Below are 25631 nucleotides of genomic sequence, written 5' to 3'. Positions count from 1 at the left end.
GATCCCCTAACGAACACAAGATGAGGCACGATCAGTACCCTGGCGAGGTGACGATAGACGCCGCCATGTCGAGGGCCACGAGAGGCACAGTCGACTCACCTCTGCTCCCTCTGCCAGAACACATCGCGGAACTTCTGTCCGACGTGGGAAGCCCGCCGCGGCTAGCGGCCCATCTGCGGGCCGTCCACGATGTCGCGCATCAGTTGGTCGACTGGGCGGAGAAGCACCGTCCTACCTTGACCTTCGACCGAGAGGCGGTGCTGTTCGGGGCCGCGACGCACGACATAGGAAAGGCCGTCCATCTCGGCGAGCTCTCCGGTCCTGGATCGGCGCATGAGGAAGCGGGGCGAGCCCTTCTGCTCGGCCACGGCGTCAGCCCGGAGCACGCCCGCTTCGCCGCAACGCACGCATCATGGACGCAACCGGATGTCGGCGTGGAAGACCTCCTTGTAAGCCTCGCCGACAAGATCTGGAAGAACAAGCGCGTCCCGGACCTGGAGGACCTCCTTGTGGCCCGCCTGTCCGAGGCGACCGGCCGAGCAACGTGGGAGGAGTTCATCGAGCTCGACGAGATCCTCTCCCACATCGGCGACCGGGCCGACGAACGGCTGGCGTTCCAGGCATCCTTCCCGATCCACAGCTGAAAACCGGCGACACACCATGACGATGAACTCCGGCGCCTCCGGTCGGATACCTCGGATTCCGCCGAAGCCAGAGCTTCCCGATCTCGCTGCTGCCCGCATGCTCGGCCCCGCGGAGACCGTAGAGGCGCGCTGGCAGCAGCTGCTGCTCGTCTGGCGCTGGCATCACGAGCGGCACGAAGCCTTGCACCCCGGCAACGCCTACCCAGGCATCGTGGCTCTGATCGAGGCTGCCGGCGCGGAACCGAAGCTCTGGCAGCTCTATCCCTTCACCAGCCATTTCAGGGTGCTGTTCAGCAACTGCACGAGTTACCCGTGGTCGGTCCAGGCGCCGTCGATCGAACCGCTACGTGACGGCCGGTTCTGTGTCCGTCGTCCTCGAAGTTCCGAAGTCATCGGGGTCACCCACACCGCGGGCACCGCAGTGGCCCTCGCCGTCGACAACCTCCCAGCCGGGCTCGGCCCAGCTGTCGACTCTCAAGGAGATGGCACTCGTGATCTTTGAGGAGAATACGAAGCAGCGGTTCCTGATCTTGCATGACTACGGCATGGGCGGTTCGTGGTGGTGGGTCCGCGCCCGTTCGGCTCGCGAGGTCCTGGAGACGTTCGCGGAAGTCGAGGTGATCGAGGCCCCGGAAGCGATCGAGCGGGCTGAGGGATGGAACCTGGACGAAGCCGATGTCGACGCGCCGACGATGCCTGCAGGCTTGGACGGCTTGCACGCCCAGCGGCAAGCACACCGGCACCTGCCCGGCTTCGGGGCGCTGGCCGATCGAACCATCGTCTACCTTCGGCGCCGCTGGGACGGAGACGACGGAGTCGACCCGGCCGACTACCTGATGGAGATCGGATCCGACGGACGCCGGCTGAGACAGGTGGAGCTGACCGACAACGGAGACATCTTCAAGAGCGATCCAGACGACTGGCCGTTCAACCCGCCCGTCGTGGACCTCTTCGACCCAGAACTGAAGGCCCTGGAGATCAACAGAGAAGAATTCGAGGCGGCCTGGCAGCGCGCCCGCAAGGACAACCGTGACCTCTGATCACCCGCACAGCGCCTCAGAAGCGCAGAGGTACAGCGCGGCCGATATCACCGTGCTCGAGTTCGACGCCGCAGTCCTCAAACGGCCGGGCATGTACTTCGGGGTAGGGCTGGACGATCCCAGGCTGCCAGCCTTTCTTGCTGTCGGCTGCTGCGCGGCACGCACTGCACCCAGCAACGCGAGTCGCAGAAGATCACTCGCTGGCCACAGAGATCGTCGTCCTCGGTGACCTCCGCTTCACCATGACCATCGACCAGCAGCACTCTTGGCAAGACTCCCCGCCCCTCGGCTACTTCGACTCCCTGCTCGGCCCCGAGTGGTGGCTCTTGGCAGCTATCGCGACCCTCTGCACATCGACAACGGTCGAAATGTGGAGCGACGGCCGAGGCTTCCGCCAAGAACTCGCCGGCCTGCGCCCCCTCAGCCCTGTGCAGAGGTTCGATCCGCAGGCCGGAAGCGGGACTCGCATCATCTTCACCATCGACGGCCACAACCTCCCGCCCAGCGCTGCCTTTCCCACAGACCTCGGCAACATCGACGCCCACGGCACGGACTGCACCGCAGAAGTCGGACCCGGTTACGTCGTCATCCGCGACGACAGGCCGAGCGACCAGCGCAGCACCCGCCTGGCCTAGGTGTCCTCTATTCGTCGCATGGTGCGGCGATCCCGAACAGCACCGCCGCATCAGGAGGACCGGTGGTGATACGCCCGACGCCCAGCCCGCGGCCCGTTTCTGCCGTATTCCGGTGGCACCCCTCCAGGGCTCGGCGGCCGAGGAGGTATAACGGCACGGGGGGCCGGGGACGTTCGTAGTGACCGTGACGACGGTGCGCTGTGGGAGACGGGCGAGCAACCGGATGACCCACGATACCGGTGGGAACGGCTCGTAGCGGGCCAGCGTGGTCATCGCCTCGCCGGCCTGCGCCTCCATGCTCGCCTTAAGCTCCGTGAGGTGGGCGTGCACAGCTAGGAGGCGTTCGCCGGGGTCGGCCAGATGCACCGGGAGAAGCGCCAGCATGACCGAGATCCGGTTCGCGCACATGCCTTCGTCACCGGGGGCCCGTACCGACACCGGCACCGCCGTACGGACAGCGTGCGGGTGCGGCTCCTCGCCCCGGTGGAGCAGCAGGGATCGGAAGGCGCCGGCGATGGCCGACAGCGCCACGTCGTTGAGGCTCGCGCCGGCCTGGTGAGCGGCCTGTTTCATCTCTGTCAGGGAGCGCGGGCGACAGAGTAGCGGCGCCGCTCGCCGATGGGGCCGCTCAGCGTGGAGCGGGCTGTCGGCCAGAGTGAACCCGCGAAGGTGAGCAGACCGCGGGCGGTGTCCGCGATGCGCTGCGCGGTGGTGCGTGGCGTCCGGAGCGCCTCGCCGATCATGCGCAGCTGCTCGATCGGGTTGAGCACCAGGTCACGTACCGCGTCGATGATCAGGTGCGGCGTCGATGGCTCCGGATCGGGGGCGTAGGCATCAAGCGGCGCCTCGCTCTGGTCGCCGTCGGGCGACAGGTCGAAGAGCACGTAGTACAGGTTGGCGCCGGAGATGCCGTCGACCAGGCAATGGTGCACCTTGGACACCAGCGCCCGGCGCCCGCCGGACAGCCCGTCCAGCAGCCAGTACTCCCACAACGGCCGGTCGCGGTCCAGGCGCCGCGACATGATCTCACCGATCCGCTCGCACAGCGCCGCATCGTCCCCCGGCTCGGCCACGCTCGCATGCCGGATGTGCCGGTCGAGATCGAAGTCCGGATCGTCGACCAGGACGGGTGCGCCGAGGTCGAACGGCACCTGCCGGGCCTTCTGCCGGTACAGGGGGACCAACGGCAACCTGCGCCGCATGGCCGCCTCCAGGGGGCTGAGGTGTTCGGTCATGGCCGGGCCTCCCCTTGGTCTGGTACGGGTTCCCCCAAGCCTGCGACCGGGACGCGCGGGGGCACAGAGTCTTAAGTCCTGGTCCGATCCGCGATTTGCCACGTTCTTGCCCCCACCCGGGGTCAGCTTTCCGACACCACCGCCACGGGGCAGGGCGCGTGCTGGAGAAGGTAGTTCGCGGGGCCGAGGTGCGTGGCGCGTGTGCGGCCGATGACCATGAGCGTGGCGCGATCGACTGCGTCACCCTCCTGGGTCCGAACTGCAGGATGGCGTGCCGCCCATTCGATCAGGTCGGCCGAGGAAGAGAGAGGAACCTGGCGCAGGGCGGCTTCGCCGAACGCGAACTCCAGCACGGCCGGGTCCGGCTCCCTGCCGGCGACGACGATCGGCCCTGGGTCGGTGGGCGCGGGCAGGGGCCCTGGGCCGCGTACGACGATGACCGGGCAGTCGGCGTGGGCGGCGACGTATCCAGCGACCGAACCGACGACCGCCCGGGGCAGCGCGCTCAGGCCGCGGGAGCCGACCACGATGAGGTCGGCGCTGCCGGAGAGCTCGACGAGGCGCTCGGCGGCGGGGCCTTCGTACAGGTCGGTCTCGACGCGTACGCCCGCGCTGGTCGAGCGGGCGCAGTCGGCGCCGTGCCACAGCACGTGCTCGGCCGCCTTGCGCAAGTGGGCCTTGGCTTCCTCCTCCACTTCGCCGTACGGCCATTGCCAGGCGTGGGCGACGGTCAGTGGCAACTTCCTCAGCTCCGCCTCATCCAGCGCCCAGTCCAGGGCCTGCATCGAGAAGTCCGAGCCGTCGTAGCCGAGCACGATGTGGTTCATGTCGGCGGCCCCCTTCAGACGTCCATGGCACCCAGCTTCCCGTATCCACGACTCGATGAGCAGGGACCTTCGGCCCCAAGGCGAGGGCCGTACGGCACTGTCCGCCGCACATGGCCGGCGGACAGTCTCGGCGTCGAGAGCCATATCGCGGAAGAGAGACCGGCATGCCCGAGGGATACGACGTACTGCTGCGCGACGGCGGCATTGCCCACGTGCGCCCCCTGCGCCCCACCGACCGCGACGCCCTGCACGAGCTGATCGACCGATCCTCTGAGCACTCGGCGTACCTGCGTTTCTTCACCGGTGGCCGCACGACCGCGCACGCCTATATGGACCGCATCACCAGCGACGAATACGGCGGACACGCACTGGTCGCCACCATCCGTGGGCAACTGATCGGGGTAGCGGAGTATGTCCCCGGCCGCGATGACAGTGCCGACCTGGCCATCCTCATTGATGACGCCGTTCACGGGCACGGCCTGGGCACCTTACTGCTCGAGCACGTCGCGCTGGACGCGGGCGCGCATGGAGTTCGGGAACTGGCGGCCGACGTGCTGGGTGAGAACCGGCCGATGCTGCGGGTGCTGCACGGCCTCGGACTGGAGATGACGCAACGCTTCGAGGAGGGGATGCTGCACGTCGTCATCGCCGCCGAACCCACCCATCGGCTGCACGAGGGCATCGCGGCCCGCGATCACGAAGCGGGACGGGCGTCACTGCGGCGGGTGCTCGCGCCTCGCTCGGTGGCGGTGATCGGCGCCAGCCGCAACGAGCGTGCCGTCGGGCCCAAGGTGCTGCGCAACCTGATCGACGGCGGCTTCCGCGGGCCGATCCATCTCGTCAACCCCAACGCCACCGAGGTGGCCGGGCTGGCCTGCCACGCCAAGGTTCCTGATGGTGTGGACCTGGCAGTGGTGGCGGTGCCTGCCCGGCACGTGCTGGAGGTGGCCCGCGACTGCGCGGATGCGGGCGTGGCGGGGTTGGTCGTGGTGACGTCAGGGTTCGCCGAGACCGGGCAGCGCGACGGGGAGTCCGAACTGCTAAAGATCTGCCGTGCGGCTGGGATGCGCCTCATCGGGCCGAACTGCTTGGGCGTGGTCAACACTGCGGTCCGGCTGAACGCCAGCTTCCTGCCACACCGACCCGTCCGTGGCCGCGTGGCGCTGATGTCGCAATCAGGTGCCGTGGGCGCGGCGCTGCTGGAGCGGCTGGACGTTTCCTCGTTCGTCTCGGTCGGCAACAAGGCCGACGTCAGTGGCAACGACCTCCTCGAATACTGGGAGGACGACCCTGGCACCGATGTGATCGCGTTGTATCTGGAGTCGTTCGGCAACCCGCGCAAGTTCGCCCGCATCGCCCGCCGGGTCGGGGCGCGCAAGCCGATCCTGCTGGTCAAGAGCGGCCGCCGCGGGGCGGGCGACCGGGCGGTGCGTTCGCACACCGCCGCCGCGGCCACCCCCGACGTGGCGGTGGACGCGCTCACCCGCGCCGCCGGCGTGATCCGGCTCGACAGCGTGCACGAGCTGATCGACACCGCCAAGCTGCTGGCCGCCCAGCCCTTGCCGCGCGGCCGCCGGGTCGCGATCGTCGGCAACTCCGGCGGACCCCAAGCAATGGCCGCCGACGCCTGCGAGCGTCACGGCCTGGTCGTTCCGGAGCTGCCGCCCGGGCTGCTGGACGCCCGTGCCGCCGCCGCGCTGGGCAACCCCGTCGACCTGACCGGTGACGCCACCGCCCCCGAGATCGGCGCGGCCGTCAAGGCGGTCGCCGAGGCACCGGACGTGGACGTGATCCTCGTCGTCTACACCCCGCCGTTCGGCGATGGCCTCGACGCCACCCGCCAGGCCATCGCCGACGCTGCCAAGGGTACGGACAAGACCGTGCTGGCCTGCGTCATCGGCCACGACGGCCTGATCGACGGCCGCGTGCCCAGCTACGCCTTCCCCGAGCAGGCCGTCGCGGCAGTCGCTCACGCTGACCGCTACGCCGAATGGCGCCGACGCCCCATCGAACCCGCCCCCGCGCCGATGTCGGTGGACGTGGCCACGGCACGCGAGATCATTCAGGCGGAGTTGGCCAAACACCCTGAGGGCTGCTGGCTCTCCCCCACAGCCGCCGCCCGGCTACTGCGCTGCTACAGCATTCCCTTTGCCGAGACGGTCGACGTGCACAGCCCGGAGACCGCCGTGCAGGCAGCGGTCCGCGTCGGCCTGCCCTGCGTGCTCAAGGCCGTGGGCCCGGTGCACAAGAGCGACGTCGGCGGTGTCCTGCTCAACCTCCGGTCACACGATGAAGTGCGGCAGGCCTACCGCGCGATGTCCGCGCGGATCGGCTCGGAGATGACGGGCGCGGTCGTCCAGCGCATGCTGCCCGCGGGCGTCGAGATCATCGTCGGCGGGGTCAACTACCCGGCGTTCGGACCGCTCGTCATGGTGGGCATGGGCGGGGTGACAGCCGACCTGCTGGCCGATCGCGCCTTCCGGGTGCCGCCCGTCACCGACGCCACCGACATGATCGGCGAGCTGCGCTGCGCCCCGCTGCTGCACGGCTACCGTGGCTCCCCGCCTATGAACATCCAGAGCCTGGCCGACCAGGTCACGCGGATCGGCAGGCTGCTCGACGACCTGCCACAGGTGGCCGAACTGGACCTCAACCCCGTCATCGTCAGCCCCGACGGCGCGGCCACGGTGGACGCGCGCATCAGAGTGGCTCCCTGCGAGCCGCCACCCTCGCCGCTGCTGCGGCGGCTGCGCTGACCAACGACCGTCCTGCTCGGGACTTCCGCCCCTACTTTCCGGATCGTCCGGGAGATGTGATGAAACCAGCGACATTGGAGGTAGGCATGCGTATGACCGTCGCGGACGTGATGACGGACAAGGTCGTCTCCGTCACCGCCGCCACCCCGTTCAAGGACATCGCCCACACGCTCATCAACGGCGGCATCAGCGCCGTCCCGGTCACCGATGACGACAACCACGTGATCGGCATCGTCTCCGAGGCCGATCTACTGCGCAAGGAAGAATTCCGCGAGGAGTTCTACCGCGAGGGCTACCGGCCGCCGCTGCGCGCCCGGCTGCGCCACCCCAAGGGCAGGCAGAAAGCCAACGGCGACACCGCCGCCGACCTGATGACCAGCCCCGCGATCACCGTTTCCCCCACTGCGTCGGCGGTCACCGCCGCCCGCCTCATGGACGCCCACGACGTCAAACGACTCGCCGTCGTCGCCCCCAACGGCCACCTCGTCGGCATCGTCAGCCGCCGCGACCTGGTCAAGGTCTTCCTGCGCAGCGACGCGGAGATCGCCGCCGAGATCCGCGACGACGTCCTCGAGCGCAGCCTGTGGGTGGACACCGCCGGCGTCACCGTCTCGGTGAGCAACGGCGTGGTCACGCTGTCCGGGCAGATGGACCGCCGCACCGAGGCCGGCATCGCGGCCCGCATGACCGGCCGCGTCAACGGCGTCGTCGACGTGATCGACAAGCTGACCTGGAAACACGACGACTCCTCATGGGAGGCCAGCTAGCCATGCTCGTGCGCGAGGTCATGAGCAGCCCGGCCATCACGGTCCGCCATACCGACCCGGTGCGGCGGGCCATCCGGACCCTCTACGGCCATGACATCACCGCCGCCCCCGTCGTCGACGACAGCGGCCACCTGGTCGGAGTGGTCAGCGAGCTCGACCTGCTACGCGGGGAGTTCGAGCCCGACCCCCGCGCCACCGTACGCCCCGTGCCTGCGGATCACGCGCCGCCGCCGCGCCGAGTGGTGGAGGTCATGACGCACGACGTCGCCACCGTCACCGAGACCACCGACGTCACCATCGCCATCGACCTCATGGTGGGCAAGCGAATCAAGAGCCTGCCCGTGCTGTACGGCGACGAGATCGTCGGCATGCTCAGCCGCCGTGACCTCATGGCCATGCTGGCCCGCCCCGACGACGAACTACGCGAGGCGGTCGTCACCGCGCTGCACGAGCAGTACCCGTCTGGCCTGAGCTGGGACGTCGCCGTACGCGACGGCGTGGCGGAGCTGTCCGGGCCATCCCACGAGTACGCCGACCACATCGCCGGCCTGCTCGCCCGCACCGTGCCCGGCATCGTCCGGGTCAAGGAGATCAGGAGATCGCCATGAGAATGACCGTCGAGAACGTGATGACCACCGACGTGGCCGCCGTCAACCAGAAGGCGTCCTTCCACACCGTGGCCGACCTGCTCATCAACCGGGGCGTCAGCGGTGTGCCCGTGCTGGACGACGACAACCGCGTCGTGGGCGTGGTGTCCGAGGCCGACCTGCTGGCCAAACAGGAGTACAAGGAGCGCCACCGCGGAGACTACTACCGGCCGTCGCTGGGAGCCCGCATCCGCCACACTGTGGGCAGCGAGGGCAGCGGCTTCTACAAGTCGCTCGGCGAAACCGCCGGCGAGCTGATGACCTCGCCCGCCCACACCACCACCCCCGACGCCCCCGTCGTGGTGGCCGCACGGCAGATGGACAAGCACGGCGTCAAACGCCTGCCCGTGGTCGACCCAGGCGGCCGCCTGGTCGGCATCGTGAGCCGCCGCGACCTGATCAAGGTCTTCCTCCGCGCCGACACCGACATCGAGCACCAGGTACGAGAAGCCATCCAAGCCGTCGGCGGCGAGGTCACCGACCTCGGCATCACCGTGCACGACGCCGTCGTCACGCTGTCGGGAACGTACGACCATCACAGCCATGCCATCGCCGCGGTCCGCATGGCCGAGCGCATCGACAGCGTGGTGGCCGTCCATGACGAGCTCACGTGGAAGCACGACGACATCGTCGAGCTCCCTGTCGTCTGGGGCGGGGCCTGATCGCGATGTGCGAGGCTTCCAGTCGAGGCTTGGCAGGTATTCCGCTGCGAGGGCAGGTCGTGACGACCTGGATCCAGCCGCCCTACCGTACCTCTCGGACGTTGACCGCGGTCAGGATCCAGATCGCGCCAGCGGCGAGCAAGGCGGTGTCGGCAAGCGCGGGCCCGAAGTAGGTGTTGTTGTCGTCTGTCTGTGTCTGTCTGGTGCCTGCGGCACCTGGCGCGGCTGCTTTATGTGGCTGGGGCAGCCGCGCACGGGGGCCGCTGTTGATGCTGCTGTTGTCATCCAGCTCCGGAGGCTCACCAGCAGCGGCTGGCGTTCCTCGTCTTCGACAGCGGTTAATCACTCCAGGTCGTCCCACGTCCAAGGAGCGGCCGGGCTCCCATCGGGCTCTCGCCCGAACGCGAACCGCCTCTGTCGATCACCATCGCGGAGCCACAGCCAGAACAGGCCTGCCGCTGGAAAGCGATTCGTAAGAGCGACGATCTGCTCGTCCGCCCCAATGTGCCGCAGCCTGTCCAGCAGTCTCACCACGTCGGCCGGGTTGTCGAGAGGGATGTACGCGGCAGCGCGGTCGGCCAGCACCCTGGCCTGCTCATCCGCCCCAATCATCCGCAGCGTGTCCAACTGGCTCACCACGTCGGCCGGGTCGAGGGCGGTGGGTGCAGCAGGGGAGCCGATCAGGAGCGTGGTGATCTGCTTGTGCCCCGCGATCTCCTGCAGCATGGGCATCACGGCGGGGTTGTCGAGGGGAGCGTGTGCGGCAGCGCCGTCGGCCAGTTGTGTTGCCTTCGCGTCCATCCCCATCGTCCGCATCCGGCGCACGAGTGTGGCCGCGGCAGTTAAGTCGTCAACGGTGGTATGTACAGGGTCACGGGCCAAGAGCATCCTGACTGCTTCGTCCGCCCCGACAGTCCGCAGCTGGACCACCAGTTCGAATTCGGCGAGCAGATCGTCGAGGGAGGTGTGTGCGGCAGCCCAATAAGCGGGGTGGTGATCGTTGGGATTGAGCTCATGCATATGCTCGACGAGGGCTGCTGCGGCGTGCGGGTCGCCATAGCAGCTGGTGGCATGTTTCCACAGTTGAGCGGCGTCGCGATACAGCCCGCGAGCGCGAGCGGCGTCGCCAAGAGCCTTGAAGTCGCCAGGCTGGGCGTGTCGGGCGGCTGCGGTCCAGAAGTCGATCGGGGGAATCTGGTCGGCGCGAGCCCGCCGCGCATGCTGGTCGAGGTAATCAGCCAGCCGGTACATCGGCCCGATGCCGGCTTGAGGTGGAGCGGCAGCGTTCGCGCTGGTGCGGCGGTTGCGAGCGGTGTCGGGCTTGGCAGGGGTGAGAATGCCGGGGATGCCGTTGCAGGGCTGGGTCACGTAGTTCAGGGCGTGCGTCAGCCAGTGCTCGTCGGTCTGGTCCCACTCGGTGTTGGTGAGGTAGCCAGGAGCGGCGTCGGCCAGCAGCGCCAGCGGCAGACGTGGCCCGCGGCCGAGTCTACGGGCGTCCATCGCGGCGTGGATCAGCGCCCGGATGGGCGGCGCTGCCTGGTGATAGCGGTCCATAAGGACCGGAACGCCGGCCAGGTACTGAGTGATACGGCCGTCCTGGGCGCGCTCGGAGGCCTCTCCGAGCCGGGGATCACTGTCCTTCTGGTTCACGAGCGCCTCGAGGTCGGTGCCGGTGAACGCGTCCGGCACTGGGAGGTTGTGTCCATCCAGAAGTTCCCGAGCCTGGGCGTGTAGGTCGGGGTCGGCGCGGCTGGTCAGGCTGTCCCAGTACTTGGGCCATAAGGTGGCCAGCACCAGCACCGGCGCCCGCCGCGCATCGCGCAAGAGTTCTCGCAGCGCGGCCGCCACACTTTCGCCCAGCGCGCTGTCGGCAAGGTAGAACTGCGCCTCATTCAGCCACACCACCGTGTACGGGCTGAGCTTCGTCAAGCAAGCGAGGGCGGCCTCGGGGCGAGTGGGGTCGATCGGATGCCACAGCCGCCACGGCTCCGGCTGGGCACGTAGCAGGTGCAGCGCCTCCCAGCAGGCCCGGGTCTTGCCGGTGGACGATCCTCCCACGAGGACCGCGATCCGGCTGTCCCCGGCCGCGCCCCGCGCCACCACCTGGGCCAGCATTCGGTCATGCTCGCGCGGCACATACACCGGAAGCGCCGACAAGTCGGCGTCACCGGTGTCGATGGCGTGGTGCACTTCCAGGTCGAAGCGGAACGGATCGGTCACCTCGGCCAGCGGCCAGCCAGGCCCAGCAGCAGGCTTGTCGCCTGCGGCACGCTGGTGAGCAGTCTGCCAGGCCGCCAACTCCTCCTGCGGGACACCGAGCGCGATCAAGACAGACTTCAAGGTGACCCACCGCGGGAAGCTCGCCCCGGTAACCATGGCATGCAGGGTCGCCGGAGCGATCTTCGCCTTGGTGGCCACGGCCAGGTAGCCGCTGTCGACGGACTCGAACAGCTCCTGCAGTGCCTGACACAGGCTGGCTCGGGTTTGGATCTGCCGAGGGTCGGTCATCGTCGGTCCCCCTCACCGTGGCCGCCGTCTTCAGCTACTGCGCCGTGTTCGGCTTCTGTTCGGAGGATAAATCCGCCCATCCCGGCTGAGCAGCGCCTTCGCTCAACTTGCTCAGGCCGGATGCGGCCGAACACGGCGATCCCGGAGCGTCGAGGCATGACCTCGACCATCCTGGCCGCCCTGGGCGCCGCCGTGCTCATCCTGCACACCGCCACCCGCCTGCCAGTAGCACTCGCCGACCTGCTGCGAGCGTGTCTGCCCCTCGCCCACGCTTTGCGAGACCTACGTGCCGCCTTCACCGCCCGCGACAACAGCTGCACGCCGCCTCCATCCGTGCCGGACGCAAGACCGGCGCCAGCGCCAGGAGATCTGCCGGAAGGTCGAGGGTGAGGTTTGACCATCGAGCCGGTAGTGGCCGACTCGCCCGATCTTGGCTCGGGCGCCGCCGCGTCCATTGACACGCCGGCGGCGCTACCACCAGCCTTGCCTTCGGGAGGAAGGATGCCGCTGGCGAAGGAAACACCCGACGACGTCACGACAACGATGGACCTGGTGGAGAGATAACGCTGGGTCGACGTTGGCTGCGGAAGGGATGCTGGTTGCGTGTCTGACATGCCTGAACGATCACTCGAGCCGATCAGCGCAGATGCTCTTGACCGTCTTTCGGATCTCGCGGCCAAGGACCGAGACAAATTCTTCAGGAAGCGTCCCGAGTACGCCGCTCGGCTGCTCTGCGTGGCGCTATGTCAAGGGGCTGGATTACACTTCGTGCACCTTGCTCAGGGCAAGGCGAACCCGAACGGGATCAAGGACTTCGATGTCTGGTCCTTCTTCGCCGCGGTTCCCAACCAACGGTTCCCCGCCGACCGGCGGTACGTGCCTATTGATTTCGGTCCGTCGGTGTATGGACGCTGGACGCGGGAGCCGGAGAGGTTTCGCCACTACCTGGGCCGACGGGTTGATCTGTTCGTACGTGCCCTGCCGGTCAGTATCGACGCCGATCCGGTCGGTGCGGTACGTGAGTATTTGAGCGCCGGACGGACTCAAAGCGCCCGGCTGCTCGCCGCCAAGGGCGTCGTGCTGATAGATCCTGCTGGGCGTCGCGGTGAGATCGTCTGGCCATGCTAAGCGCCCGGCCTGCCTCTTAGCCATCACGCCGCGCTTCAACGCGATCTCACCGATAACGCCATCGTCACCAGCGCCGGGTAGAGGCGCTCGAACCGTGTTCGGATCGCGTTATCACGTGGATGACGTTCGGCCGCCCTGATTGGATGAACGTCTAAGTAATAGTGCGCAGGAAGAGGCCTGGTCACGCTATCAAATTCGGTGACGCCAGACAGTAGCCGAGATAATTGACGAGTGCCACCGCGATGGCGGCGCTGCCGACCCGTACCGCGATCCAGTAGCCCCAGGCGGTCCGGAACCCGAGGAAGTCGCCGAAGGCGCGGCGCACGTAGGCGTACGGGCCGCCGGTCTTGGGGTGGGCGCGACCGAGCCGCGCGAAAGACCAGCGCAAGCAGCAACCCGCCTGCCGAGGTGAGCCCCATGCCAGCAGGCTCGCGCTGCCGAAGGCGGCCAGAAAGGCGGGGAGCAGGAACGCGCCGGATCCGATCATGTTCCCGACGAGGAGCGCGGTCGCCATCGACAGGCCCAGCTTGCGGCGTTGCGGTAACGGTGTGACGGATATGGTGATCCCCTTCTCGTGCGATCACCACCAGCACACCAGCCTTGTCAGCGCAGGTATGAAGGTTAAAGACATCGATCCGCCGGGGAGCATCGTCCCTCGCTCACTGATCAGGCCCGTAGGCCGCGGATGCCAGCCGGCAGTCCTCGGTTCTTACCAGATGATCTCGGACAGTGGGCGGCGCATCGAGCCCTTGTCGTCGAAGGTGATACCCAACCGCATGATCATCTGCGGGTATTCGCCCGAGCACAGCTCCTGCCTCGTGAACTCGCGCAGCAGCTCCATCTCGAGCGCCTGGGTGTGGAAGGCTGCGCTGACGCCGTACGCCGAGGCGTGCAACAAGACGTGTTGCAGCGCCTGCCCGGCATCGATCCAGTCCTGGCGGCTGTCGCCCCGCGTGGTGAGCACCGCCACGACCCCGGTCGCCGTCGAAGCTTCCTGGTCCGCCTGGCTCCCCCACTCATGCCCCCAGGCGTAATCACGCTGCGGGAAGTGCGGCTCGGTACGCGCCGTCTCACGCGGATAGCCCTCCGCGGGCACCCCGTCTGTGCGGCTACTGCCCGGTGGCCTTGCCCAGCGGATCACCTCGAGACTGAAGCGCTGGTCCTGGGCCTGCACGCCCTGCGCGGCCTGAGTGAGCGCGGCGATCACGCCGACCGCTTCGGCAGAGCGGATGGGCGTCAGCTTGGCCCCCTCTTCCGCGGCTGCGTGGACCAGCTTCTCGATGAGCGGGTCCGGCACCGGCACATTGGCGAAGCCCGCCCGGTGCGTGCGGCGGCGCTCGATCTCCCGCCCCAGAGCCTGAATGGATTCGTCCGCCTGTACCTCGGCACCCGGCCGGATAGTGGCCAGCAACGACGGGCGGTCCGGATCCGGCAGGACGCGCACGACAGGCTCGAAGCCCTCGCAGCTCATCGCCGTACGCATGGTGAACAGAGCCGCGCCACAACTGATCAGCAGCTCCCGCCCTGAGACATCCTCGACGCGAAGCTTCCTGTCAGGGTCGGCCCGCAGGCCGATCTCCTGCTCCGATACCGAGAAGGTCCAGGGCTGCGTGTTGTGCACGGAAGGCGCCCAGCGCGCCGCATCCACCACAGCATCCAGCGTGTCCTTGACTGAACGGATGTCCATGGCTCTCACCTCCATGGGTCCTCACCCTCAGTTCATCACACGGAGGCCACCACGGCAGGGCCGAAAGTCCCTCTTCCCAGGGACGTTGGCCCCCTGATGTCCTGTCTCGTTGAGGTCGAGCAGTCTCTCTAATGTGAGGGATCCAGCGCGCCGGCTCATCAACGCTTTCCGCAAGCCGCCGCCCGCGCCAGCGGCGGGCTGATCGTGCCTCTCGCCAGCACCAGCTCGTGGGTACGTCAGGTGGCCGGGACCGGGAATGACGCGGCTAGGCTCTCTCCCCACTGCCTGGCCCGCTCCAGTTCCCCCTCCGCCAGTGGCCCTTGCGTACCGGTGACGTAGAAGCTCTGCGCCGGCGCCACCGCCCGGATGCCCAGGCGGCGCAGCCGCTTGGCGACGGCGCGAGCGGCCGAGCCGGGCATGCGCGGCTTGACGATGCGGGTGTCGAACGCGGCCGAGCCGAGCCCTGCGGAGGAGGTGCGGAGCGTCGCCAGCCATTCCCGGACGCCGTCCCCGCTGGAGACCAGTGGTCCTTCAGCTTGCTCAGCGGCGGACTTCCGGGTGGAGGCCCGGCTCATGGAGAAGGCGTGCGTGGGCCCTCCGACCACGAGCAGTCGCACCTCCTCCCCCACGGCGGTGGGTGCGGAGCCGACCTCCACCACTTCGGCCGGCATCCGGGCGGCCAGCCCTTCGGCCACCGCCTCGGCGATCTGCTTGGTGTTGCCGTACATGGATTCGTAGACGACCAGCGCATGCATCGCGCGCCTCCTATCAGGGCCTCGGGTGCGGGGCCCGGATAAACCGGACCCTCGGCAAAGTCGGACCTTGCCACCTCCACCGTCGCGACGTGGGTTCGCCCGGACCGGAGGCCAAAGTCCCGGTTCAGGTCGGCGTTGGTCCTGAATTCACCCAGCGGGGCACGAAGCCGAAAGGTATCGATCTTCGGGGACCTTCGTCCCTCCTGCTGATGTCCTTGGACCGATGTGACGGCGCCCCCCTTGAACAAGAGTGAAAGCGAGCAACCGCGGCATAAGGGGAAACGATGACAGCCACGACGTTCGAACTCGGAGCATGGCGCGGCTTCCACGGCACGGCCTGGCAGTCGACCGTGGACGTGCGCGCCTTCATCCAGGCCAACTACACACCGTACGAGGGCGACGATGGCTTCCTGGCGTTGGCCACCGACCGCACCCGGATGGTGTGGAACCGCGTCACGGAGCTGTTCCCGGAGGAGCGGCGGCGCGGGATCTACGATGTCGACACTTCGACCCCGTCGTCGATCACCTCGCACGGCCCGGGCTACATCGACCGCGACCGAGAGCTGATTGTCGGGCTGCAGACCGACGCGCCGTTGAAGCGGGCCATCATGCCCGCCGGTGGTCTGCGCTTGGTGGAGAACGGCCTGGCCGCGTATGGATACAAGCTCGACCCCGGGGTGAAAGAGATCTTCACCCGGTATCGCAAGACCCACAACGACGGCGTCTTCGATGCGTACACGCCGGAGATCCTGGCTGCTCGCCGCTCCGGCATCATCACCGGCCTGCCCGACGCCTACGGCCGCGGCCGGATCATCGGCGACTACCGCCGCGTCGCCCTCTACGGGGTGGACCGGCTGATCGACGCCAAGCACGCCGAGCAGCGCTCCCTGGACGATGCCTTCGCCTCCGACGCGGTGATCCGCGACCGGGAAGAGCTGGCCGAGCAGATCCGCGCGCTGGGCGAGCTGAAGGAGATGGCCGCCTCCTACGGCCACGACATCTCCCGCCCCGCCGAAACCGCCCACGAGGCCATCCAATGGCTGTACTTCGCCTACCTGGCCGCCATCAAGGAGCAGAACGGCGCCGCCATGTCACTGGGCCGCACCTCCACCTTCCTCGACATCTACCTCGAGCGCGACCTCGCCGAGGGCCGCATCACCGAGGAACAGGCGCAGGAGCTCATCGACGACTTCGTCATCAAACTGCGCATCGTCCGCTTCCTGCGCACGCCCGAATACGACCAGCTCTTCTCCGGCGACCCCACCTGGGTGACCGAGTCGATCGGCGGCCTCGGCGACGACGGCCGCCCCCTCGTCACCTGCACCAGCTACCGCTACCTGCAGACGCTGCGCAACCTCGGCCCCGCACCAGAGCCGAACCTCACCATCTTCTGGTCACCCCGGCTGCCCGAGCCGTTCAAGCGGTTCTGCGCCACCCTGTCGATCGAGACCAGCACCATCCAGTACGAGAGCGACGAGCTGATGCGGCCCCGCACGGGCGACGACACCGCCATCGCCTGCTGCGTCTCGGCCGCCCCGGTGGGGCGCCAGATGCAGTTCTTCGGTGCCCGCGTCAACCTCGCCAAGACCCTGCTGTACGCGATCAACGGCGGCCGCGACGAGATCACCGGCACCCAGATCGGCCCGGTGTACCCGCCGCTGACCGGAGACGTTCTCGACTACGAGGAGGTCATGGCCGCCTTCAACCGAATGATGGACTGGCTCGCGCGGACCTACGTCAACGCGCTCAACATCATCCACTACATGCACGACAAGTACGCCTACGAGCGCCTCGAGATGGCCCTGCACGACTACCCGGTCAAACGCACCCTGGCCTGCGGCATCGCCGGCCTATCGGTCGCCGCCGACAGCCTGTCGGCCATCAAGCACGCCCGCGTCAAGGTCATCCGCGACCAGACCGGCCTCGCAGTCGACTACGAGATCGACGGGGACTACCCGGCCTACGGCAACAACGACGACCGCGCCGACACCATCGCCGTCGACCTTGTCCGCGCGTTCATGGACAAGATCCGTCACCACCCCGCCTACCGCGACGCCGAGCACACCCAGTCCGTGCTCACGATCACCTCCAACGTCGTGTACGGCAAGCACACCGGTAACACCCCTGATGGCCGCCGCGCCGGAGAGCCGTTCGCCCCCGGCGCCAACCCGATGAACGGCCGCGATCGCCATGGCGTGATCGCCTCTGCCCTGTCGGTCGCCAAGCTCCCCTACGACCAGGCCCTCGACGGCATCTCTTTGACCAACACGGTCACCCCCGATGGCCTCGGCCGCACGCCGGAAGAGCGCATCGCGAACCTGGTCGGGGTGCTCGACGGCTACTTCGACGCCGGCGGCTTCCACATGAACGTCAACGTGCTGACCCGCGCCGTGCTCCTGGACGCCATGGAACACCCCGAGCGCTACCCGCAGTTGACCATCCGCGTCGCCGGCTACGCCGTCAACTTCGTCCGCCTCACCCCCGACCAGCAGCGCGACGTCATCAACCGCACCTTCCACGGCTCCCTGTGAACGGCCGGCCATGAACGGCGTCATCAGCTCCTGGGACCTGTCGATCGGGGTGGACGGCCCCGGCACCCGCTTCGTGGTCTTCACGTGCGGGTGCCCGCTGCGCTGCCAGTACTGCCAGAACCCGGAGACCTGGCGGATGCGCGACGGCCGCCAGGTCACCGTCGACGAGGTGATGGCCGAGATCGACACGTACCGGCGCTTCATCGCTGTCTCCGGCGGCGGGGTGACGATCAGCGGCGGCGAGCCCCTGCTCCAGCCCCGCTTCACCGCCGACCTGCTCCACCGCTGCCACAACAGCGGCCTGCACACCGCCCTGGACACCTCAGGACTACTCGGCGCCCGAGGCACCGACGCCATGCTGGCCGACACCGACCTGGTGCTGCTCGACATCAAGTCCTACGACCCGGCCACCTACCAGCGAGTCACCGGCGGCCCCGTGCAGCCGACCCTGCGCTTCGCACGGCGGCTCGCCGAGCTCGGCCGGCCCACGTGGGTACGGTTCGTGCTGGTCCCCGGGCTCACGGACGCCACCGAGAATGTGGACGGGCTGGCCCGGTTCGTCGCCGGTCTCGGCAACGTGGAACGGGTCGACGTCCTGCCCTTCCACCGCATGGCCACCGCCAAGTACCAGCGCCTCGGCCTGCGCTTCCCGCTGGCCGACGTGGCGCCGCCCGACGACGCGCTCCTGGATCGCGTCCGCGCCCAGTTCCGCGACCAAGGGCTCATCGCCATCTAGATCCTTGGGGTCAATGGTCTTGCAAAGCGACCCCAAGCGATCATTAAGACGGCTTGTCGGACGGTCTACGGTCACCACGACCGAGGGCGATCGGCGACCGTCCCGGGACTTTCGTCCCTAACCTGTCAGGCAGGGACGCTGGCAGGCTGGCGATATGAAACTCGACTCGGCCGGCCTGCAGGTGCTTAGCCACGAGGAGTGCATGCGCCTGCTGCCCTCACGACCCATCGGGCGAATCGTCTTCACCGACCGCGCCCTGCCGGCCGTGCAGCCGGTCAACTTCTGCATGGACGGGGAGGACATCGTCATCCGCACAGCGGCCGGTTCCAAGCTGGCCGCCGCCACCCGCCGTGCGGTCGTGGCCTTCGAGGTCGACGACTTCGACCCGGAGGAGCGTAACGGCTGGTCGGTCACCATCGTCGGGTTTGCCCGTGTCGCCGACGACCCTGCGGAGATCGCCCGGCTGGAAGAATTGCGGCTGACGCCGTGGGCGCGCGGCCGCGACCACTTCATCGTCATCACGACGGTTGAGGCCACCGGTCGGCGCATTCAGCAGCCCACCTGACCATCCAGATCAGGCAAGCAGCCCCCCAGATGTTGGTCCAGGTGGCACATCAGGCGGGTCCGCCCGCCGCAGGGCCGCCAGGTCGGGACAATCAGTCTTTGGTCGTCAATCCGGCTGGGCCGTCACGGGCCGGGGACTTTCGTCCCTGGCGCGAGAAGGGCGCCTCCCTCATGCTGGGAACGACATCAGCGGAAGGGCTCAAGGGGAGCGCGGCCCATGAGCACGTACTCGAGGATTGGGCATGTATCGGCACGGTACGCTGCGTGAGCGCCGTGACCGGCTGCATCGCCACTGGGCGGGGTGGGTCGCGGGCGATCGGGCGAACAAGCAGGCCGGCCTGCGCGAGGAGATCGTCGCGTCGTCGTGGCGGCGGTCGATCCGGTGGGTGCCTCCCGAACGCGACTGCGCACCCGTAGACGCCGCCGCCGACGACCGGTGGGCCTGTTCGCCGCTGCGTGAGCCCGTACGGTCCATTTCGGATGAGTTGCGGACGATCGCCGAGGACGGCGGGTTCATCGCCGCGATCACCGACGAGTCGGGCACCATCCTGTGGACGTGTGGCGGACGAGTCATGCGCCGCCGAGCCGAGACGGTGAACTTCGCGCCCGGCGGATGCTGGGACGAGCCGGCGATGGGCACCAACGCGCTGTCCCTGGCGCTGCGGCACGGGCAGCCGGCCACCGTGTTCTCGGCCGAGCACCTGGTGCAGGCCCTGCACGGCTGGGTCTGCTACTGCGCCCCGATCAAGGCGCCGGCCGGGTCTGTACCTGCGCTGTCAAGGGGACGTAGAGCTGCTGCGTGACGGCATCCCGGTACGGTTGCGGCCCCGCCAGTTGGAGATCCTCGTGCTGCTGACGCTCAATGGGCACGCGATGTCCCCCGAGCGGCTGCGCGACGAGCTGTACGGCGAGCGGTACGTCGCGGCGGCCACGCTGAAGGCGGAAGTATCTCACCTCAGAAGCACGCTGCGCGGGGCGCTGTCGACCCGCCGGTACGACCTCACCGAGCCGATCGCGTCCGACGCGGCCGAGGTGCTCTCACTGCTGGCGGCCGGCCGGGGCGAACAGGCCGTCGACGCCTACCGCGGCCCACTCCTGCCGTCGTCCGACGCGCCCGGCATCCGGATGTCGAGCGAGCACATCGAGGTCGCCGTGCGCGAGGTTGTGCTCCGGTCCGGGCGGCCGGAGCCGGTGCTCCGGTATGGCGAGTTGCACCCGTACGATCTGGAGGTCCACCAGCGGGCCCTGGCCCTGCTGCCCAGCGGCGATGCGCGCCGTGGGGTAGCGCTGCCGAAGCGCCCTGGGCGACTGAGCGGCGATTCTTCCGCCAACCTTTCGCCAACCACACTTCTTCACCGTGGGCTTGTTAGCGCCGCGTGAAGGAGAGACGACACCATGGCTTACGCACCCCCAGGCTCCGAGGGCAGCATCGTCACCTACACCAAGCAGTATGAGAACTTCATCGGCGGGGCGTGGGTACCCCCGGTGGGCGGGGAGTACCTCGATGACCTCAGCCCGATCAACGGAAAGGTCTTCACCCAGGTCCCGCGTTCCACCGCCGCCGACGTCGAGCTGGCCCTGGACGCGGCGCACGCCGCCGCCGACCGATGGGGACGCACCTCCCCGGCCGAGCGGGCGAACATCCTCAACAAGATCGCCGACCGCATCGAGGCCAACCTGGAGCGGCTCGCCGTCGCCGAGACCTGGGAGAACGGCAAGCCGGTACGGGAGACCCTGGCCGCAGACCTGCCGCTGGCAGTCGACCACTTCCGGTACTTCGCCGGTGTGCTGCGCGCCCAGGAGGGCGGCCTCAGCCAGCTCGACGACGACACCGTCGCCTACCACTTCCACGAGCCGCTCGGCGTGGTGGCGCAGATCATCCCGTGGAACTTCCCGATCCTGATGGCCGCCTGGAAGCTCGCCCCGGCACTGGCGGCCGGCAACTGCGTGATCCTCAAGCCAGCCGAGCAGACCCCGGCCAGCATCCTGCTGGTGATGGAGCTGATCGCCGACCTGCTCCCGCCCGGCGTCCTCAACATCGTCAACGGCCTGGGCCCCGAGGCGGGCAAACCGCTGGCCGCCAGTCCTCGCGTGGCCAAGGTGGCCTTCACCGGAGAGACCACCACCGGCAGGCTGATCATGCAGTACGCTGCCCAGAACATCATCCCGGTCACCCTGGAACTCGGCGGCAAGAGCGCCAACATCTTCCTGCCCGACATCCTGTCGGCGGACGACGACTTCCTGGACAAGGCCGTCGAGGGATTCGTGATGTTCGCCCTCAACCAGGGCGAGGTCTGCACCTGCCCGTCCCGCGCCCTGATCCACTCCTCCATCTACGACGAGCTCATCAGCCGGGCCCTTGCCCGCACCGCGGCCATCGTCGGCGGCGACCCGCTCGACCCCGCCACGATGATCGGCGCCCAGGCGAGCAACGACCAGTACAACAAGATCCTCTCCTACATCGACATCGGCCGCAACGAGGGCGCCGAGCTGCTGACCGGCGGCGGCGCCCGTACGATTCCCGGCCTGGAAGGTGGCTACTACATCCAGCCGACCGTGTTCCGCGGCACCAACGACATGCGCATCTTCCAGGAGGAGATCTTCGGCCCGGTGGTCTCGGTGACCACGTTCGACTCCGAGGACGAAGCCCTGAAGATCGCCAACGACACCCGGTACGGACTCGGAGCCGGCCTGTGGACCCGCGACATCAACGCCGCCTATCGGCTCGGCCGCGGGATCAAGGCCGGTCGTGTGTGGACCAACTGCTACCACGCCTACCCGGCGCACGCCGCCTTCGGCGGCTACAAGGAGTCCGGCATCGGCCGCGAGAACCACCGCGCCATGCTCGACCATTACCAGCAGACCAAGAACCCTACTGGTCAGCTACTCGCCGAAGAAGCTCGGCTTCTTCTGACAAGCACCCCCGACGGGCCGTACCCGCCCGCAAGCCAGGTGGGCACGGCCTCGCGGAGATCCGGCCTCCCAGTCGAGACCAAACGCCGCCCACAGCCGACCTTCGTCCCTAAGCCCGCTACCCGCCTCCTTCCGAAGCTGGAGCTCCGCCACGGCGTTCCCGTCGTCGAGAAGGGGGTGTTTTCATGCGCGCCGCGATCGTCACGGCTTTCGACATGCCACTGGAGATCCGCTACCGCATCCTGCCCCTGCGTGTGGAGGGCAGTTGGCGAGCCTGGCCGGGCGCGTCCTGACCGTGAAATGACGCTAGCCGAACAGCGTCCAGCCGTACTTGAGCACGACGGCCAGGACCATGCCCAGGATCCAGATCGTGACGGCCATCGCGTCCAGGTCGGAGTCGATTGCCTGGCTCAGCGCCGCCTGTACTCGCCGGGGCAGGAACAGGTTTCCGTCGCGGACGTTCACGTGCGTCAGGGTCGACCACACCAGAGTCGTGGACACGGTCACCAGCAGGCACCACGGGCACAGTGCGCCGATCACGTACATGGACTGGTAGAACAGCCAATACGCGAAGATCAGGCCGAGCGTGTAGACCACCTGCGCGGCGAACATGAACCAGCGCGGGAACCGCACCCGGCCCAGGCTCGCCACCGCGATGGTAATCACGACCGGCTCGGCCACCAGCCCCAGGAAGGCGTTCGGAAAGCCGAACAGGTGCGCCTGCCAGGAGCTGCCGACCGTGCCGCAGCTGACGACACTGTTGATGTTGCAGGACAGGTCCGCACCCGGGTCGGCCGCCAGGCGCACCGCGTCGATCGACAGCACGAACGACGCGGTCAGGCTCAGGCACGCCGAGAACAACATGGTTCCGAAGATCCACGCGTTGGAGTGACGGAGCGCGTGCAGGCGAGGCAGGACCGTGGTCACAGTCGGCACCACTACTGGCCCTTGGCCGCGGTCACGGCCGCGGTCAGCGGGCCCGCGGTGTAGAGGTCGCCCTCGAACACTTTACCGTTGATCTTCACGGTCGGCGTGCCCGAGATCCCCGTGTTGAAAGCGGCCTGCGTCGAGGTCGCGATCCACGGCTCGAAACTGCGGCCGGTGAAGGCGTTCACCACGTCCGCCGGGACGCCGGCGTTCCTGGCTAGCGCGGCGATCTCCTCGTCGGACAGGCCGCGGCTGCCCTCTTCGGGCTGGTGGGCGAACAGCGCCGTGCTGAGCGCCAGAACCTTGTCGGGTGCAAGGTCGGCGACGGTGGCGACGGCGTTGGCAGCCCGCGTGGAGTACTTCGCGCCGTTGGACGCCTTGTCCAGGAACGACAGCGGGTACAGCTCCAGCCGCACCGTTCCGTCGGCCACCAGCATCTCCAGCTCGCCGCTGTTGGCCTGCTCGAAGCGCCCGCAGTACGGGCACATGTAGTCGAGGTAGATCTCGAGCTTCACCGGCGCTGCCGCGTTGCCCAGGGCCAGCGCCCCGCCCGCCGTAGCGATCGCCGGGGCCTTGCCGCCCTGACCCGCCGGGGAGCCGCCATTACCCGCCGCGTTGGTCAAGCTGATTACAATGGCGACCAGCAGGCCCACGATGATCAGGCCGCCGCCGGCCGCGATCAGGCGGGTACGCTTCCGCCTGCGCCGCTCGGCGGCAGCCCGGGCGTTGCGTAGCTCGCGGGACTTGATGCGTGCCTCGGTGCTCATGGTCTCGTTTCCTTGCTGGACGAAAGATCGAACGCCACGCGACCAACGCGTCGTCACCATTCCTGACCGGCGCTCGGCCCTGGCCGGATGCCTCTCGCTGACGCTCGCCGTCCAGCTTGGAGCAGACCGCCGCACCCACACCCGGGCCGAAAGTCCCAACCCTGTGGACCTTGGTCCTGTATCGGACGTCTCACCCAGCCGTGGCCCCTCGGCCAGGCCCAGGCATACGCCCCTGCTGACGTGCCCCGCGGCGATCTCGGTGTGGTGGGCGATGCCGGTCAGCGGCAGGAAGGTGGCGATGGTGGCGCGCCCGGAACTGGTCGTAGCTGGTGTGCAGGAAGCGCTCGTCTATTAGGACTGCGAGTGCTCCGCAATGCGCAGGAGCACTCGCCTTCCGGGTTGTTGTACCGGGTGCCGCGCCTCGCGCTCGCTCACCCTGTCAGCACAGCGGGGGGCATCGTGGTCCCCCTTTACCCGAAGTGAGGCCCGCTGTGGCACAGCTCGACATCACCAACCTGCACTGCTTCAAGACCCGCGATGGCATCACGAACCTGGACGAGATCGACGTCTACCTCGCCCTCGACGGCGAGTCCGAGCAGCACGTGTCCGGCCCGCATCACCTGAACAAGTCCAGGAACAACGAGAACGTCTCGCTCGCCATCCACAAGGAGTTCAGCACGCGGGCCGCGGTCCGGCTCAGGGAGCGCAACGGCGGCCGCGGCGGCGAAAACGATCTCGACCTCGGGACCGAAGAATTCGGCCCGGGCGTCCAGGCGGCCCGTGACATTTCGTTCAGCGGCAACAACGGGCGGGTGGTCTACACCGCGCTGATCGGCGTCTCGGCCTGGTCCTGGCAGAGAGTCACCGCCGCCCCGGCCGCCACTGGTGGTCGGGGCGGCTAGTAGTGCTGACCACAGCACGAGGACCAGGCACCTACTCTTACTGCCGGGTGTTGAAGACCTCGTGGAGGGGGCGGCGTGGCACGGCGGGAACCGGCGGACCGTACCCCAGCCGCAGCAGCATCTGCAGATGCCCGAGTGTCCCAGTGGGCTCGCCGCGGCGCCCATTGCCTGGTAGATCCAGAGGCTGGCTGAACAGTGACGCCGACACCCCATGGGCGGTGGCGGTGAGCAGCACCCGCTGCAGCGCCTGTCCGGCGACCAGCCAGTCGCGCGGACTGTCGCCACCGGTGAACAGGGCGGCAATCTGCGGGTTTCTTTCGAAGCTTGCCACCTCCCGGCTCGCCCCGAGCCCGAAGTCGCGCAAGGGTAGTGCGGTGCCGTCGGGGCGAGGGCCGAAGGCGTGGCGGGGTACGCCTTCCACGTCGGGGGCGTCTCTCGCCCAGGGGGACAGCTCGCAGCGGTATGCCTCATCGCGGGAGAGCGCTCGGTCTGCGGCGGCGACCATGTCGAGGACCGTGCGTGCCGCCCGGTCGTCCAGCATGACAAGGGTGGCGCCCTCATGGCGAGCCGCGACGATCAAGTCGTCGACGGTCTCGTGCGGCAAGGGCCGGCCGTCGAAGGGGAAGCGGTTGGTGCGCCGGTGCGGGATCACGGCATGCAGTCGCTGCTCGTTCGGTGACGGCGGCTCCCCTTGGACGGCGCGCACGACGGCGAGGAGATCGGGCGCGCCGCGCGGAGCGGGCAACGGCAGGACACGAGCCTCGTACCCGGTCATTCGGATGGCCAGCCTCATGTTGAACAACGCCGCCCCGCAGCTCAAGCCGAGGCAGCGCCCGAGGGGATCGGTGACGTGCAGTTGCCGACGGAGGTCAGCGTAGACGGTCATGCTGTCCCTCAGGTGGTGGAACAGCCACGGCTGGGTGTTGTGCACGGAGGGCGCGGCGACCGCGGCCTCGACGATCCGGCGTACGCCAGCGGGAGTGGCGAAGGGCTGGACCAT

Annotated in this window: 25 protein-coding genes and 2 pseudogenes; 17 read left to right on the top strand and 10 right to left on the bottom strand. The window is 68.3% G+C overall.

Going from position 1 to position 25631, the window contains the following annotated elements:
* Positions 1 to 20 precede the first annotated feature (20 nt).
* The 4 genes from ACTWQA_RS45875 to ACTWQA_RS45860 all read left to right on the top strand — a co-directional run bounded on the left by ACTWQA_RS45875 (position 21) and on the right by ACTWQA_RS45860 (position 2319).
* The gene (locus ACTWQA_RS45875; RefSeq protein WP_443165155.1) at positions 21 to 644 is read left to right on the top strand and encodes an HD domain-containing protein; all 624 of its coding nucleotides are present in this window, start codon (positions 21 to 23) and stop codon (positions 642 to 644) included.
* Between the two features lie 16 nt (positions 645 to 660).
* Positions 661 to 1146 (top strand): DUF6193 family natural product biosynthesis protein, encoded by a 486-nt coding sequence (locus ACTWQA_RS45870; protein WP_443165154.1) that lies wholly within the window; start codon positions 661 to 663, stop codon positions 1144 to 1146.
* Positions 1136 to 1684: a hypothetical protein gene (locus tag ACTWQA_RS45865; RefSeq protein ID WP_443165153.1), complete on the top strand. Its 549-nt coding sequence runs from the start codon at positions 1136 to 1138 to the stop codon at positions 1682 to 1684. The genes ACTWQA_RS45870 and ACTWQA_RS45865 overlap by 11 nt, the downstream gene beginning before the upstream one ends.
* 242 nt (positions 1685 to 1926) lie before the next feature.
* Complete coding sequence (locus ACTWQA_RS45860; RefSeq protein ID WP_443165179.1) at positions 1927 to 2319, top strand: hypothetical protein; 393 nt, start codon at positions 1927 to 1929, stop codon at positions 2317 to 2319.
* Between the two features lie 216 nt (positions 2320 to 2535).
* Here the strand turns inward: ACTWQA_RS45860 and ACTWQA_RS45855 are convergent.
* The 3 genes and pseudogenes from ACTWQA_RS45855 to ACTWQA_RS45845 form a co-directional block, all read right to left on the bottom strand.
* Positions 2536 to 2703 (bottom strand): annotated as a pseudogene (locus ACTWQA_RS45855) (WS/DGAT domain-containing protein); the annotation flags it as partial.
* Between the two features lie 194 nt (positions 2704 to 2897).
* Positions 2898 to 3554, bottom strand: coding sequence for a wax ester/triacylglycerol synthase domain-containing protein (locus ACTWQA_RS45850; protein WP_443165152.1), 657 nt, complete (start codon positions 3552 to 3554; stop codon positions 2898 to 2900).
* A gap of 122 nt (positions 3555 to 3676) precedes the next feature.
* Complete coding sequence (locus ACTWQA_RS45845; RefSeq protein ID WP_443165151.1) at positions 3677 to 4381, bottom strand: universal stress protein; 705 nt, start codon at positions 4379 to 4381, stop codon at positions 3677 to 3679.
* Positions 4382 to 4545: 164 nt separating this feature from the next.
* Between ACTWQA_RS45845 and ACTWQA_RS45840 the strand changes: the two genes are divergently transcribed.
* The 4 genes from ACTWQA_RS45840 to ACTWQA_RS45825 all read left to right on the top strand — a co-directional run bounded on the left by ACTWQA_RS45840 (position 4546) and on the right by ACTWQA_RS45825 (position 9213).
* On the top strand, positions 4546 to 7137 hold the full coding sequence (locus ACTWQA_RS45840) for a bifunctional acetate--CoA ligase family protein/GNAT family N-acetyltransferase (RefSeq protein ID WP_443165150.1): 2592 nt from the start codon (positions 4546 to 4548) through the stop codon (positions 7135 to 7137).
* Positions 7138 to 7223: 86 nt separating this feature from the next.
* Positions 7224 to 7904, top strand: a complete 681-nt coding sequence (locus ACTWQA_RS45835) for a CBS domain-containing protein (protein ID WP_443165149.1) — start codon at positions 7224 to 7226, stop codon at positions 7902 to 7904.
* Positions 7905 to 7906: 2 nt separating this feature from the next.
* Entirely contained in the window at positions 7907 to 8512 is a 606-nt protein-coding gene (locus ACTWQA_RS45830; protein ID WP_443165148.1) for a CBS domain-containing protein, read from the top strand.
* Positions 8509 to 9213 (top strand): CBS domain-containing protein, encoded by a 705-nt coding sequence (locus ACTWQA_RS45825; RefSeq protein ID WP_443165147.1) that lies wholly within the window; start codon positions 8509 to 8511, stop codon positions 9211 to 9213. The genes ACTWQA_RS45830 and ACTWQA_RS45825 overlap by 4 nt, the downstream gene beginning before the upstream one ends.
* Before the next feature lie 342 nt (positions 9214 to 9555).
* Here ACTWQA_RS45825 and ACTWQA_RS45820 read toward each other — a convergent pair whose 3' ends face one another.
* Complete coding sequence (locus ACTWQA_RS45820) at positions 9556 to 11721, bottom strand: hypothetical protein (RefSeq protein WP_443165146.1); 2166 nt, start codon at positions 11719 to 11721, stop codon at positions 9556 to 9558.
* 156 nt (positions 11722 to 11877) lie between these two features.
* Here ACTWQA_RS45820 and ACTWQA_RS45815 point away from each other — a divergent pair, with 156 nt between their 5' ends.
* On the top strand, positions 11878 to 12111 hold the full coding sequence (locus ACTWQA_RS45815; RefSeq protein ID WP_443165145.1) for a hypothetical protein: 234 nt from the start codon (positions 11878 to 11880) through the stop codon (positions 12109 to 12111).
* A 213-nt stretch (positions 12112 to 12324) separates the two neighbouring features.
* Positions 12325 to 12849, top strand: coding sequence for a hypothetical protein (locus tag ACTWQA_RS45810; RefSeq protein WP_443165144.1), 525 nt, complete (start codon positions 12325 to 12327; stop codon positions 12847 to 12849).
* A gap of 181 nt (positions 12850 to 13030) precedes the next feature.
* Here the strand turns inward: ACTWQA_RS45810 and ACTWQA_RS45805 are convergent, their stop codons facing one another.
* From ACTWQA_RS45805 to ACTWQA_RS45795, 3 genes are all read right to left on the bottom strand, one after another.
* The gene (locus ACTWQA_RS45805; RefSeq protein ID WP_443165143.1) at positions 13031 to 13363 is read right to left on the bottom strand and encodes an amino acid permease; all 333 of its coding nucleotides are present in this window, start codon (positions 13361 to 13363) and stop codon (positions 13031 to 13033) included.
* Positions 13364 to 13558: 195 nt separating this feature from the next.
* Positions 13559 to 14551, bottom strand: a complete 993-nt coding sequence (locus ACTWQA_RS45800) for an Acg family FMN-binding oxidoreductase (protein ID WP_443165142.1) — start codon at positions 14549 to 14551, stop codon at positions 13559 to 13561.
* 221 nt (positions 14552 to 14772) lie between these two features.
* Positions 14773 to 15291 (bottom strand): flavodoxin family protein, encoded by a 519-nt coding sequence (locus ACTWQA_RS45795; RefSeq protein WP_443165141.1) that lies wholly within the window; start codon positions 15289 to 15291, stop codon positions 14773 to 14775.
* Between the two features lie 284 nt (positions 15292 to 15575).
* Between ACTWQA_RS45795 and pflB the strand changes: the two genes are divergently transcribed.
* The 6 genes and pseudogenes from pflB (at position 15576) to exaC (ending at position 22036) form a co-directional block, all read left to right on the top strand.
* Positions 15576 to 17822, top strand: a complete 2247-nt coding sequence (pflB, locus tag ACTWQA_RS45790; RefSeq protein ID WP_443165140.1) for a formate C-acetyltransferase — start codon at positions 15576 to 15578, stop codon at positions 17820 to 17822.
* Positions 17823 to 17832: 10 nt separating this feature from the next.
* Positions 17833 to 18558, top strand: coding sequence for a pyruvate formate-lyase-activating protein (pflA, locus tag ACTWQA_RS45785; RefSeq protein WP_443165139.1), 726 nt, complete (start codon positions 17833 to 17835; stop codon positions 18556 to 18558).
* Between the two features lie 154 nt (positions 18559 to 18712).
* On the top strand, positions 18713 to 19123 hold the full coding sequence (locus tag ACTWQA_RS45780; RefSeq protein WP_443165138.1) for a pyridoxamine 5'-phosphate oxidase family protein: 411 nt from the start codon (positions 18713 to 18715) through the stop codon (positions 19121 to 19123).
* A 241-nt stretch (positions 19124 to 19364) separates the two neighbouring features.
* Entirely contained in the window at positions 19365 to 19925 is a 561-nt protein-coding gene (locus ACTWQA_RS45775; RefSeq protein WP_443165137.1) for a hypothetical protein, read from the top strand.
* Between the two features lie 43 nt (positions 19926 to 19968).
* Positions 19969 to 20502: a hypothetical protein gene (locus ACTWQA_RS45770; RefSeq protein WP_443165136.1), complete on the top strand. Its 534-nt coding sequence runs from the start codon at positions 19969 to 19971 to the stop codon at positions 20500 to 20502.
* A 15-nt stretch (positions 20503 to 20517) separates the two neighbouring features.
* Positions 20518 to 22036, top strand: a pseudogene (exaC, locus tag ACTWQA_RS45765) (acetaldehyde dehydrogenase ExaC).
* 305 nt (positions 22037 to 22341) lie between these two features.
* On the opposite strand, the gene ACTWQA_RS45760 reads toward exaC, so the two are convergent.
* Positions 22342 to 22899, bottom strand: coding sequence for a vitamin K epoxide reductase family protein (locus tag ACTWQA_RS45760; RefSeq protein ID WP_443165177.1), 558 nt, complete (start codon positions 22897 to 22899; stop codon positions 22342 to 22344).
* Positions 22900 to 22973: 74 nt separating this feature from the next.
* Positions 22974 to 23729, bottom strand: a complete 756-nt coding sequence (locus tag ACTWQA_RS45755; protein WP_443165135.1) for a DsbA family protein — start codon at positions 23727 to 23729, stop codon at positions 22974 to 22976.
* A 491-nt stretch (positions 23730 to 24220) separates the two neighbouring features.
* Between ACTWQA_RS45755 and ACTWQA_RS45750 the strand changes: the two genes are divergently transcribed.
* Positions 24221 to 24631 (top strand): hypothetical protein, encoded by a 411-nt coding sequence (locus tag ACTWQA_RS45750; protein ID WP_443165134.1) that lies wholly within the window; start codon positions 24221 to 24223, stop codon positions 24629 to 24631.
* A gap of 37 nt (positions 24632 to 24668) precedes the next feature.
* On the opposite strand, the gene ACTWQA_RS45745 is transcribed toward ACTWQA_RS45750, so the two are convergent.
* Positions 24669 to 25631 (bottom strand): Acg family FMN-binding oxidoreductase, encoded by a 963-nt coding sequence (locus ACTWQA_RS45745; RefSeq protein WP_443165176.1) that lies wholly within the window; start codon positions 25629 to 25631, stop codon positions 24669 to 24671.

Source organism: Nonomuraea sp. 10N515B, assembly GCF_052245915.1.
Lineage (GTDB): Bacteria > Actinomycetota > Actinomycetes > Streptosporangiales > Streptosporangiaceae > Nonomuraea.
This window is presented reverse-complemented; position numbering and strand designations above follow the sequence as displayed.